Here is an 11,784-nt window from a genome sequence, read left to right as displayed (position 1 = left end):
AAAAAAAAGATGAGGCTGGTAACTTGAAATATGAGAGTGAAAGTGACACCGAGCAACATAAACAGCCACACGAAGAACACGATTCTACTAAACGCTAAGCCACGTGTTTGATATAGGGTTTTGGGAGCTGTTATTAATTGCCGTTGTGGCATTGATTGTGGTCGGCCCGGAAAAACTGCCTAAAGTCGTTCGCGTATGTGGCTTGTGGCTTGGTCGTGCAAATGCTTCATTACAGGCCATTAAAAACGATATTGCTCAAGAGCTTCGGGCCGAAGAAATCAAACAGGCTTTCAAAAAACCGGATGATTTACCCGATTTGAATGAAATTATCGATCTTGATGAGCCGTCAAAGCCCAAAGCAACTACAGAGAAAGCTGACAACGAATCTTTAGAGAAAAAGCAGGCCGAAGATGGAAAATAGTGAACAACAGCCACTAATTTCACATTTGGTTGAGCTTCGGGATCGTCTGCTTAGAGGTATTCTGGCCATATTAGTCATTGCCATTTGCCTGCTTCCCTTTGCCAACGAGCTATACCTGATTTTATCTGCTCCGTTATTGGAACACTTGCCAGAAACCAGCTCCATGATTGCTACGGAAGTCGCATCTCCTTTCCTGACGCCGTTTAAATTAACGTTAACGGCTTCCATTATGCTAGCTATGCCGGTTTTACTCTATCAATTATGGGCCTTTATCGCTCCAGGGCTTTATAAACATGAGCGCCGACTGATTTTTCCACTGATGTTTGCCAGCACATTACTATTTATTCTGGGAATCGTTTTCGCGTATTTTGTGGTATTTCCGTTAATTTTCGGCTTTCTGACACAGGCGGCACCAGAGGGGGTCGCCGTGATGACAGATATCAGTAGTTATCTGGATTTTGTGCTGAAACTATTCTTTGCTTTTGGTCTGGCCTTTGAAGTACCTATCGCCACGCTGTTATTAATCTGGACAGGCATATCAACACGTCAAAGCCTTACTGAGAAACGTCCATACGTTATTGTGGGCGCTTTTGTAATTGGCATGTTACTCACTCCACCGGATGTTATTTCGCAGACGTTATTAGCTGTTCCTATCTGGCTACTGTTCGAGTTAGGTTTGCAGGTATCGCGGTTTATTCCTAAAAGTCGAAACTCAGAAGCTACGCCATAGCCTAATCGCTGTAACGCATTCTGGTGCCATGTTGTAAAGACAGGGTAATTTCTTCGGCAGTTAATGGTGAAGGGAAAAACACACCTGATATTTTTGCTCCGTGAATACTCGCTCCACGGAGACTGATACATTGACTGAAATCTATTCCACGCAGATCGGCCTGACGAAAATAACTGTTACTGAAATCGAGTCCGTTAGCGATTAATCCCTGCAAATTAAGATGACGAAAATCACAGCTGGTTAAATCAACCTTCTCACCTTTTGCAATGCGATGATTAAATTCTTCAATTTTTCCATCACGTAACAATTGATAGAGTGGATCTTGAGTGATTTTTGGTTCGCCCATCTAAAAACCTCAAACGGTAAAATCTATGGTGCCACCCGGATTTTCCGGATCAAAGCCCGTTTCTTCTGTTTGTCCAGCCTGGTTTACCACTGACGCAGACTGCAAGCTGGCAGGATTCTGCTCCTGCACCGTCGTGGTAGACGCTGTTTCACTGCCCTGTTGTACAGGATTCTGTCGGCCTACCAATTGATTTTCCGAGGAAAGCGGATTGGTTAGCGTGGGTTGCCCACTAAAAGGGGCAATACCTGGAATTTCCATTTTGCTGCTCCTAAAATTAATTCACGTCTGTAGCTTACTCTCATCATGCGCTAATTGTAAACGCAGGTAATTGAAAAACCATGGGTTTTCTCTCATTTTCAAGCGAGCATCGCAAATACTATTCGACGCCTGTATTTATGCTATCGTTTAGTTAACCCATACTGAGCGGGAGTTAGTCATGTATACGGGTAAACGGATTTTATATTTGTTGGTCTTTGTTGCCAGCTTGTTAGCCTGTAATTCGCCACCTGAGAAACCACTGCGTGTGGGTACGATCCCATGGGCTGGTTTTGAACTGCTCTATTTGGCACGTGATCTGAGATATTACGATAACACTCAAATTCAACTGAAAGAGTTGGCGTCAAGTACAGAAACGCTCTATGCCTTTCGTCAAGGTCAGCTTGACGCCATCGCCATTACCCTTGATGAAGCCCTTCGTCTCACTGAAACCCAGTCCGACCTCAAAGTCATTCTGATTTTTAATATTTCCAATGGCGCCGATAAACTCATCGTTCATCCGGATATTAACTCACTTCAAGATCTTCGAAACAAACGTATTGCGATCGAAAAAAGTGGTGTAGGGACATTAATGTTGATGGAGATTCTGCAATTAGCAGGACTTGAAAAGAGTGATATCACGCTTGTTCCCGCCACCATCAATCAACATTTTTTCATGATGGAGAATCAACAAGTTGATGCGGCAATTACATTTGATCCCGTCGCTCATCAATTAGAACAACTGGGTTATATCAATCTGATTGACAGCAAACAAATACCGGTAACCATTATTGATGTTTTAGTGACGCGTGATAAGGCATTAGAACAACAGCCCTATGCTTTACAGCAACTTATTGAAGGTTATTGGAAAGCACGACATTACATGTCTGAAAATTATCTGGATGCGTTAGCACGTATGGCGCCACGACTTGGGGTTTCAGCAGATGAACTGGACCAGTTATATCAAGACTTAATTCTGCCCACAGATAAGGTTAATGAAAAAATGCTGGTTCAGGAGATGGAATCAAATATCGATACATTGAGTCAACTTATGGTGGAATTCGGGTTATTAGAGAAAGTGGTTGATAGTCGCCAGTTGCTTGTTCATGAAACTGTGGATTAATTCATGCAACCCTTTCAAACTTATCGACTTACCTTATGGCTACCCGTTGTTGTCACATTATTATTTCTAAGCCTGTTGTTGTTTTATTCCTTTTATGAATATCACCATCGCCTTAACGACATACGGGAAGTGTCAAAAACCCAGCTGCATGAAACCGCGCTACAGTTAGCACATAACCTCGAGTATGCGATTGCAAATGATGACCAACAACAAGCCAGAAGTAGTGTGGCAAGATTTTCGTTACACACTGATGCCCAGATGGCGATATTGGTTAATCACAATAATCAGATTGAATCCAGTTCGTATTTTATCTGGCAGAATCAACCCGCTGACAAGGTCCTAGATGCTGTATTAATGCAATATGTTGAACTGGCTCGTTCCAAACAGGAAATATTCCAGTTCAGTGATAATAAAAAAGCGTTACTCAACATTGTTTTACCGATATTTGAAGGTCAACGGAATAAGGTGCTTGTCTTACAAAGCTCGCTTAAATATAAACTGGAAAAAGCCAAGTCAGAAACTATAAACGCCATTATTCCCTTACTTTTACTGATACTGTTCGCAAACCTCATTTTGATAGTCGTTATTCGCAAACTGGTTATTCGTCCATTAAATGCGCTGCAGAAATTGACAGAACAAATTCAAGACCAACAGTCTGATTTAATAAACCCGCTTAAAGGAAATACCGAACAAGCCCACGTTGGCCAGTCATTAATTAATGCTGCCCAACAAATACAGTCACATATCCGAATATTGACTGAAAATGAACAACGGTTGCGGATCACCCTGGCATCTATAGGCGATGCGGTGATTGTCACAGACGCCTCTGGTCATATTACACAAATGAATCGAGTTGCCAGTGAGTTAACCGCATGGAGTGAAGAAGAGGCCATTGGTCAACCGCTTCCCAAGGTGTTCGATATTTATCAGGCTGAAACTGACCAGAAAATGACTAATCCGGTGGAATTAGTTATCGAAAAAGGAGAAGTGGTCGAACTAGCAAATCATACTGTATTAAAAGCCCGTAACGGCGCGCATTACCACATATCAGACAGTGCAGCCCCAATCCGAGTGGATCATGATCGTCAAACAGAAATTCTCGGCGTGATTCTGGTGTTTACCAATGTGACGCACCAATACCAGTTACGTGCAGAGTTACGGCAATCCGTCGACTTTCTTCAAAACCTGCTGACGGTTAGTCCTTGTGTCACGTATATCTTGGACGTCAAATTAACTACCCCGGCAGAATTTTCCTTAAGTTATGTCAGTGAGTCTGTTCGCCAGTATTCCGGCTATCCTGCCGAATACTGGCTGAACCAGCCCAAAACCTGGCAACAACATGTCCATCCGGATGATCTCAATAAAGTGCGAAAAACGTTATTGGCGGTTTTGCAAGCCGATAAACCGGTTAGCAACCAATTTCGTTTTCGTCATCGTGAAGGTCATTACATCACTGTACAAGATCACCTTTCTGTTATTAAAGATGAGCATCATAAAACCGTGCAGATTGTGGGAGTGGTGCTGGATATCAGCGAACAAAAGCAAACCGAAGAACAAAATATCTTATTTGGTGAAATTCTTGAACGGTCATTGAATGAGATATATGTATTTGATGCTCAGACACTTAAATTCATCCAAGTAAATCATGGTGCCAAAACCAACCTGGGATACAGCAGCGAAGAATTACAAGAAATGACGCCGGTTGATCTGAAAAAAGATTACAACCTGTCCACTTTCAGAGCTTTAATTTCGCCACTGTTAAATGGTGAAATGCCCAGATTGATTCTTGAAACAAATCTTTATCGCAAAGATGGCAGCCGTTACGAAGTTCATGTTGATCTACAAACAGCCTATTATGGAGAAAGACTGGTTTTTATCGCCATCATTGAAGATATCTCTGAGCGTAATCAATCACAGAAAAATCTGTATCAGGAACGTTCGTTATTAAGAAGTATTATTGATTCTTCTCCCGATTTGATTTTTTGCAAGGATGTACAGGGAAGATATATTCGCTGTAATCAGGCCGTAATGCAGTTTTTAGGTGCTAACGAAACCGAAATTATCGGTAAAACCGATTATGACTTTTACCCTGATGATGAAGCGCGTCATTATCGACATAGTGATCAACTGACATTGCAACATGATACCAGCCAATTTTACGAAGAACGTAAATTTGGTGCTGATGGGCATCAAGTCTTATTTGAAACCTTAAAAACTCCGCTTAAAAGTGAAACCAGTGAAACTATCGGTGTGCTTGGCATCAGCCGTGATATCAGCCGTCAATACGAAGCGGAAAAGCAATTACGTCTGGCAAATCTGGTTTTTGAAAACAGTAATGAAGGAATCATCATCACCGATGAAAATAACAACATCGTTACTGTAAATCCTGCATTTACCATCATGACCGGATTTTCGCTGCAAGATGTGATCGGTAAGAATCCTTCTCTACTTAGTTCTGGTTTTCACGATAAATACTTTTATGAACAGATGTGGAGTCAATTGGAAAGCCAGGGTTTCTGGTCAGGTGAAGTACAAAATCGGCGAAAAAATGGTGAAACCTATCCCCAATGGTTATCAATTCGACGCGTTGAAAATGGACAAAAACATCTGCAAAACTATGTTGCGATTATGTCTGACATCAGTAAATACCGTGAGGCAGAACGTCAGATTAATTTTCTGGCCCATCACGATGTATTGACCAGCCTGCCCAACCGGGCTCTTCTGAAGGATCGTATCCATCAAGCATTGATTTCAGCTGAGCGGCATAACCAAAAACTGGCCTTGCTTTACCTGGATTTGGATCGATTTAAATTTATCAATGACAGTCTTGGTCATGCTATTGGTGACAAATTATTGATTAAAGTGGCAGAGCGGCTGACCAGTCAGGTACGCGAGGAAGATACTGTCTGCCGAACTGGAGGTGATGAGTTTATTATTCTACTTCCCGATACCGATGCTGATGGCGCAGGACATGTAGCACAAAAATTAGTTGAAAATATTACTTCACACTTTGAGATTGAAGGTAACCAGTTATTTGTCACATTATCCATCGGTATCAGTATTTATCCAGATAACGGCAAGGATGCAGAAAGCCTCAATAAACACGCTGATACAGCCATGTATCGGGCAAAGCAGGCTGGTCGTAATCAATATCAGTTTTTTACAGCCCAAATGCATTCGCAAATCGCGCATAAACTGGAATTAGAACATGCCTTGCGGTTTGCGTTGGCTCGCAATGAACTCTCTTTGGTTTATCAACCACTGGTCGATATCAAACTGAATAAAATAACCGGTGCAGAAGCCCTTTTACGTTGGCATCACCCCGAACTTGGTCCCATCTCGCCATTAGAGTTTATTCCTATTGCCGAAGAAACCGGCATGATTAATCCGATAGGTCAATGGATATTGCATACCGCTATAAATCAATGTAAACAATGGGTTGAATTGGGCCATGAAGATTTATTGATTGCCATAAATCTTTCTGCTGTGCAGTTTAATAATCCGTTACTGGTAAATATGATTAATGCGATTTTGCATGAGCACCAGTTAGCCGCAGACAATCTTGAGCTGGAAATAACCGAATCAGTGGCGATGATTAATATTGATTTGACGATAAAACAACTTAAATCATTGGCTGATGCGGGTATTCGTTTATCTTTAGATGATTTTGGTACCGGTTATTCCTCATTAAACTATCTGAAAAAATTCCCGATCAATAAATTGAAAATAGATCAAAGCTTTGTGTTTGATATGTTAAACGATGAAGATGATGAAGCCATTGTCGACGCCGTTATTACATTGGCCCGTTCGCTTGGCCTGAAAACCCTGGCTGAAGGGGTAGAAACAGCAGAACATTTGCAGGCATTAAAAAATAAAGGCTGTGATTTTATGCAAGGTTATTTGTTTAGTTGGCCCGTTCCAGCAGAACAATTTATTAACTTGTTAAATCATCCCCCACTGGGGAATTTAGGCGTAGACTGAATATAAATTGGTAATGGAGCCAGACATGCAACAGCAAAAAATTGATCAGATCGAAGTGTTATTACAATTTGATCCCAGCAATAATCTGCAAGGAATAAAAATTCATCATTCAACAGCTCGCGAAGGTCTGGTTGAAGCCGCCCAGAAATTATTTGATAACGGTTTAATAAGCCAACCCGATGGTGGTTATCTGACCGATTTGGGTCACGAAGCCTCTGAACATCTACACACCGCTATACAATTGATGTCTCCGCCGAATTAAATACGACGGTAGACCTCAAAACTATAGGGGTAGTCATTTTTCTCATCTGCCGGGTGGGATTCCTGGCTGATTAATTGCCATTGATTTTTATCCCATTCCGGGAACCATGTGTCGCCATCCAATTCAGCATGCACTCGGGTGAGATAAAGTGTATCGGCGATATCAAACATTTGGCTAAATAAAGACGATCCTCCTATCACCATTATTTCATCTGCATCGGCAGCCACAGCCAATCCGGCTTCAATCGAGTTGACTACATCACATCCTGTTGCCTGATAATCCTCTGACGAACTGACCACAATGTTTTGCCGCCCCGGTAATGGCCTGCCAATCGATTCATGTGTATTGCGTCCCATTAAAATAGGTTTTCCCATTGTGATTCGACGGAAATATTGCAAATCAGCAGAAAGTCGCCACGGTAAGTCATTATCACGGCCAATTAACCCTCGTTCATCCATTGCTACCACAAACGCCGTTTTCATTGGTCACCTCATTTATTAACTGCACATAGCATAGCATCGCTTAAATTTTATCCGGTATTATCCTTTCAACGGTTAAACAATCAGGTAGGTGAAGCATGTTAAATATGCTGGGGTCACTGATAGGTGGCTTAGGTTTGTTTATGTTGGGCATGTGGTTAATGTCTGACGGGCTGAAACAACTTGCCGGGGACAGGCTTAATCAAATCCTGCAAAGTTGGACAAACACCCGTCTACGTGGTCTCAGCGCTGGATTTCTGCTTACCGCTCTTATTCAACACTCTGGTGCTGTCACCCTGGCAACGATTGGGTTTGCCAATGCCGGTATTCTCAACCTGCAACGGGCTATGTGGATTGTCTTTGGCAGTAACGTTGGTACGACGATGACCGGGTGGCTGGTTATTCTCGTGGGCTTTAATTTAGATATTGAACATTTTGCCTTACCACTCATCGGAGTTGGCATGCTATTGCGCTTAATGGGCAATAACCGAAATTATGCAAATATTGGTCTGGCATTAACCGGATTTGGACTGCTTTTTATGGGCATAGCCATTTTACAAAGCGGCTTCACAGGAGCTGACAATTTATTTGATTTGCATTTTTCCAGTGGTTTTCTGGCTATCGATCTGCTGCTGTTTGCTGTGGCTGGTTTTATCCTGACAACCTTGTTGCAATCATCCAGTCTAACTTTGACCTTGGCATTAACGTCGCTCGCTGGAGGTGTACTGGGATTATTACCGGCTGCAGCAATTGTTATTGGCAGTAATCTGGGTTCGACGACTACAGCCATATTTTCAGTTATTGGCAGTCAGCCGATAGCAAAACGTATTGTTGCCAGTCATGTCATTTTTAATCTACTCACTGCAATTGTCAGCCTGATCTTGCTTATCCCGTTAATCTGGATTATTCACTGGTTTCAACAGTTATTTGTAAATAATGTGCAATTTACCACCACGTTGGTGTTATTCCATACCATCTTTAATGTACTTGGAGTTTTACTCATCTGGAAGCTGGCTGATCCATTGGAAAACTGGCTGAAAATGAAATTTTCTAGCAGCGACGAGAGTATCGCCGAAACCAAATACCTTGATAAAAACACTCTGAAAATACCGAATCTGGCCATCACGTCCATACGCCTTGAACTCATAAGGCTTAATCAGCATGTATTAAAAATGGCCATCCACTGCATTCATAAAAACCGCCCGGTCAGTTGGCTAAAGCAGCAACATGCCTTTACTGAACAAAATGTATTAAGTATTGGTGATTTCAGTCGTCGACTATATCAACAACATATTAACGAAAAGATTGCTGAAAAAACGGCTGACTTAATACGGGTGTCGCAATACTGCGATGCCATTTCAGCGTTAACCGTGGCAATTGCAGAAAATCGTGCCTTGTACAGTCAACCCATCGAAGCAGAACTCCAGCAAAAACTGGCTCATTTTAATGTGGACTGCCTGATGCTGATTGATGCCGCTGCATTGGATAAATCCGGTGAGCAATTACCCCAAACTCTGGAAAATCTGGAAAAAATCTACCTTTCACTGAAATCATTGTTGCTGCGTCGTGGTGCAGAAGGAAGAATTTCAATTGCCCGTATGGAAAAAGAATTACAGGGCATTTCGCACTTAAGACGGATCTGCCAACAGGCTGTAAAAGCTCATAACTTCTTTAATAATCACCACCATATATTGCTGCAGAACCGGTTAAAACAAGTCTAATAAATACGGTATGTTTTGCTTATAGAACAGATCATAAGCTGTGGATAAAATTCTCTGTGGATAAGTCGCATAGTTATCCACAAGAGATCGATCCCGCAAGCTTAAACTTATACACAATCTATGGGTTATTTAAGCTGATGAATAATAAGTTATTTTAGGATTAATACAGCTATACACAGGACTAAAGCATTAACATCATTAAAAAGATCTCTTTTATCTATTTAGTATTGTTTAATGAGCTGCATCGTCGAAATCGCCTTATCTTGTCCTTTACGCCAGACGTTTGATTATCTCAGCGATGATCTTGCTGAAAACTGGCAAACGGGTATGCGTGTCTCTGTGCCATTTGGCAGCAGACAATTAATTGGGATTGTCATTGCAATAAAATCGATTTCAGAACAAACCATCAGCAAACTAAAAAAAATTGATCAGAAACTTGATCACCAGGCATTTCTACCAAATGAAATTATGCAACTGGTTCAATGGGTCAGCCGGTATTACCATCATCCGATTGGCGAATGCTTTCAAGCCGCTTTACCCAAAAGGCTGAGATTAGGTGATGCTGATGAAATGCAAATGGAAACATATTGGTCACTGGCACAACCTACAAACACAAAACCCGGGAAAAAACAGCAACATATTTTGAATCTGCTGGAAGACTATCCAGAAGGACTAAGCGAAAAAGCCTTAAGGACACAGCTGGGTAATGTAAAAAGCAGCTTGTCTGCGTTACAAGCTCAAAATTCCATTAAAGCCAGTCAAAAAGTAGCTTTACCGTTACCTTGTTTAACAATACAACAAGCTGTTGCCTTAAATAATGAACAAAAACAAGCTGTTGAAATTGTTTTATCCAGAACTGGAGAATTTTCAACGTTTTTGCTGCAAGGTATTACCGGTAGTGGCAAAACAGAGGTTTATATTGAAATATGTCGGGAATTAATTGAAAAACAACAGCAAATCTTAGTGTTAATCCCTGAAATTGGCTTAACAACTCAATTTGTAGAACGTTTCCGACAATCCTTAAATGCCCGCATTGTGGTTATTCACTCAGCAGTATCCGATACGGATCGTAAACAAGCCTGGCTTCTTTCCAGAGCAGCAAAAGCTGACATTATTATCGGTACACGTTCAGCTGTATTTACTCCAATGCTGAATCCTAGTTTGATAATTATTGATGAAGAGCATGACAGTTCTTACAAACAACAGGATGGATTGCGATATCACGCCCGAAATGTTGCCTTGATGCGGGCAAAAACGTTGGGTATTCCCATTGTGTTAGGCAGTGCTACACCTTCACTAGAAACCTTATATCAGGTTAAACAACAACGATATCAATTACTTAAATTAACCCAGCGTGCCGGTGGCGCCAATTTACCTGCAGTCCGCGTCATTGCCGGACAAAATGCCAGTGATAACAATGGATTAAGTTCTCATTTAATTAAAGCAATAAAAAAACATATTGAACAAAACCATCAGGTTTTATTATTTATCAACCGACGCGGATTTGCTCCGGTATTGATGTGCCATCAATGTCATTGGCAGGCAAATTGCCGAAGCTGTGATGCCAAAATGGTGGTACATCAGTATCAAAACCGGTTGTTTTGTCATCATTGCGGTTTGATTCAGACCTTGCCGACAAAATGTCCTGAATGTGGTCACCCCGAATTGAAAAGTTATGGTGTGGGAACTGAAAAAATTGAACAGGCTTTGACCGGAATTTTTCCGGATGTACCCGTTTTACGAATTGATCGCGACAGTACACAACGCGTCAATGCGTTTGCCAATATGATTAAGCAAATTAATCAGGGTAAAGCTGCTATTCTGGTTGGCACCCAGATGCTTGCTAAGGGCCATGATTTTCATGATGTGACATTGGTGGGCGTTGTAGATGCCGATCAAGCATTATTCAGTGCAGATTTTCGAGCAACAGAAAGTCTTGCTCAGCTGATTACCCAGGTAACAGGAAGAGCTGGACGCGGTAAAAAAGCGGGGGAAGTACTCATTCAGACAGAACAGCCAGATCATCCATTTTGGCAAAACCTGCTGCAAAAGGGCTATGAGGCTGTTGCTGATAATTTATTATCTGAACGTATCCAGATGGAGTTACCTCCGCATGGTTTCTGGGCTGTATGGCGGGGCGAAGCTAAAGAAGCGGATTTAGCCATGCAATTATTACAACAGATAGCCGAGTTATTACAGCAAACGGCTTCATCGGTAGTGATATTAGGTCCGGTTCCGGCATTAATGGAAAAAAGAGCTGGTCGATATCGAGCACAATTACTGATGCGATCCGCAGATCGGGCCGCACTTCATCAATTAATCGATCAACATATCCTGTCGGTTACTAAGCTTAAACTGGCGCGAAAAGTACGTTGGTCAATAGACATTGATCCAACAGAGTTAATCTAGAGTGAAGGATGGTGTCATACATCAGCTTGATCAGTTAAAATTCGCCATCACAATTCT

At 41.7% G+C, this 11,784-nt stretch carries 10 protein-coding genes; 7 read left to right on the top strand and 3 right to left on the bottom strand.

Annotation, left to right across the window (positions count from 1 at the left end; all coding sequences use genetic code 11):
- Nucleotides 1-103 precede the first annotated feature (103 nt).
- Both tatB and tatC read left to right on the top strand, forming a co-directional pair.
- Nucleotides 104-421, top strand: coding sequence for a Sec-independent protein translocase protein TatB (gene tatB / locus LGT40_RS03940; protein ID WP_226075865.1), 318 nt, complete (start codon nucleotides 104-106; stop codon nucleotides 419-421).
- Nucleotides 411-1,151 carry a twin-arginine translocase subunit TatC gene (gene tatC / locus LGT40_RS03935; RefSeq protein WP_226075863.1) on the top strand — a complete coding sequence of 247 codons (741 nt, stop codon included), beginning with the start codon at nucleotides 411-413 and terminating at the stop codon, nucleotides 1,149-1,151. The genes tatB and tatC overlap by 11 nt, the downstream gene beginning before the upstream one ends.
- A 1-nt stretch (nucleotide 1,152) precedes the next feature.
- Here tatC and LGT40_RS03930 read toward each other — a convergent pair whose 3' ends face one another.
- Together LGT40_RS03930 and LGT40_RS03925 are read right to left on the bottom strand one after the other, a co-directional pair.
- Nucleotides 1,153-1,497 carry a pentapeptide repeat-containing protein gene (locus tag LGT40_RS03930; protein WP_226075861.1) on the bottom strand — a complete coding sequence of 115 codons (345 nt, stop codon included), beginning with the start codon at nucleotides 1,495-1,497 and terminating at the stop codon, nucleotides 1,153-1,155.
- Between the two features lie 9 nt (nucleotides 1,498-1,506).
- The gene (locus tag LGT40_RS03925; RefSeq protein ID WP_226075858.1) at nucleotides 1,507-1,755 is read right to left on the bottom strand and encodes a hypothetical protein; all 249 of its coding nucleotides are present in this window, start codon (nucleotides 1,753-1,755) and stop codon (nucleotides 1,507-1,509) included.
- A gap of 178 nt (nucleotides 1,756-1,933) precedes the next feature.
- Between LGT40_RS03925 and LGT40_RS03920 the strand changes: the two genes are divergently transcribed.
- From LGT40_RS03920 to LGT40_RS03910, 3 genes are read left to right on the top strand one after another with little or no spacing between them, the layout of a single operon-like run.
- A complete protein-coding gene (locus tag LGT40_RS03920; RefSeq protein ID WP_226075846.1) occupies nucleotides 1,934-2,875 on the top strand; it encodes an ABC transporter substrate-binding protein in 942 nt (313 codons plus the stop codon).
- Nucleotides 2,876-2,878: 3 nt separating this feature from the next.
- Complete coding sequence (locus LGT40_RS03915) at nucleotides 2,879-6,856, top strand: sensor domain-containing protein (protein WP_226075843.1); 3,978 nt, start codon at nucleotides 2,879-2,881, stop codon at nucleotides 6,854-6,856.
- A 25-nt stretch (nucleotides 6,857-6,881) separates the two neighbouring features.
- Entirely contained in the window at nucleotides 6,882-7,118 is a 237-nt protein-coding gene (locus LGT40_RS03910) for a TIGR02647 family protein (protein WP_226075841.1), read from the top strand.
- Here the strand turns inward: LGT40_RS03910 and folA are convergent.
- Nucleotides 7,115-7,600: a type 3 dihydrofolate reductase gene (gene folA / locus LGT40_RS03905; RefSeq protein ID WP_226075839.1), complete on the bottom strand. Its 486-nt coding sequence runs from the start codon at nucleotides 7,598-7,600 to the stop codon at nucleotides 7,115-7,117. The two genes, LGT40_RS03910 and folA, sit on opposite strands and share 4 nt — an antisense overlap.
- Nucleotides 7,601-7,695: 95 nt before the next feature.
- Here folA and LGT40_RS03900 point away from each other — a divergent pair, with 95 nt between their 5' ends.
- Both LGT40_RS03900 and LGT40_RS03895 read left to right on the top strand, forming a co-directional pair.
- On the top strand, nucleotides 7,696-9,318 hold the full coding sequence (locus LGT40_RS03900) for a Na/Pi cotransporter family protein (protein ID WP_226075830.1): 1,623 nt from the start codon (nucleotides 7,696-7,698) through the stop codon (nucleotides 9,316-9,318).
- 234 nt (nucleotides 9,319-9,552) lie between these two features.
- The gene (locus LGT40_RS03895; RefSeq protein ID WP_226075821.1) at nucleotides 9,553-11,727 is read left to right on the top strand and encodes a primosomal protein N'; all 2,175 of its coding nucleotides are present in this window, start codon (nucleotides 9,553-9,555) and stop codon (nucleotides 11,725-11,727) included.
- The last annotated feature ends 57 nt before the right edge of the window (nucleotides 11,728-11,784 follow it).

Source organism: Methylophaga pinxianii, assembly GCF_020447225.1.
Classification (GTDB): Bacteria; Pseudomonadota; Gammaproteobacteria; order Nitrosococcales; family Methylophagaceae; genus Methylophaga; species Methylophaga pinxianii.
This window is presented reverse-complemented; position numbering and strand designations above follow the sequence as displayed.

Excerpts from the sequence above, each read along its gene's own strand:
- LGT40_RS03900 (WP_226075830.1), top strand. The coding sequence starts at position 7,696 with ATGTTAAATATGCTGGGGTCACTGATAGGTGGCTTAGGTTTGTTTATG.
- LGT40_RS03925 (WP_226075858.1), bottom strand. The coding sequence starts at position 1,755 with ATGGAAATTCCAGGTATTGCCCCTTTTAGTGGGCAACCCACGCTAACC.
- LGT40_RS03910 (WP_226075841.1), top strand. The coding sequence starts at position 6,882 with ATGCAACAGCAAAAAATTGATCAGATCGAAGTGTTATTACAATTTGAT.
- tatC (WP_226075863.1), top strand. The coding sequence starts at position 411 with ATGGAAAATAGTGAACAACAGCCACTAATTTCACATTTGGTTGAGCTT.
- LGT40_RS03920 (WP_226075846.1), top strand. The coding sequence starts at position 1,934 with ATGTATACGGGTAAACGGATTTTATATTTGTTGGTCTTTGTTGCCAGC.
- LGT40_RS03895 (WP_226075821.1), top strand. The coding sequence starts at position 9,553 with ATGAGCTGCATCGTCGAAATCGCCTTATCTTGTCCTTTACGCCAGACG.
- LGT40_RS03915 (WP_226075843.1), top strand. The coding sequence starts at position 2,879 with ATGCAACCCTTTCAAACTTATCGACTTACCTTATGGCTACCCGTTGTT.
- folA (WP_226075839.1), bottom strand. The coding sequence starts at position 7,600 with ATGAAAACGGCGTTTGTGGTAGCAATGGATGAACGAGGGTTAATTGGC.
- LGT40_RS03930 (WP_226075861.1), bottom strand. The coding sequence starts at position 1,497 with ATGGGCGAACCAAAAATCACTCAAGATCCACTCTATCAATTGTTACGT.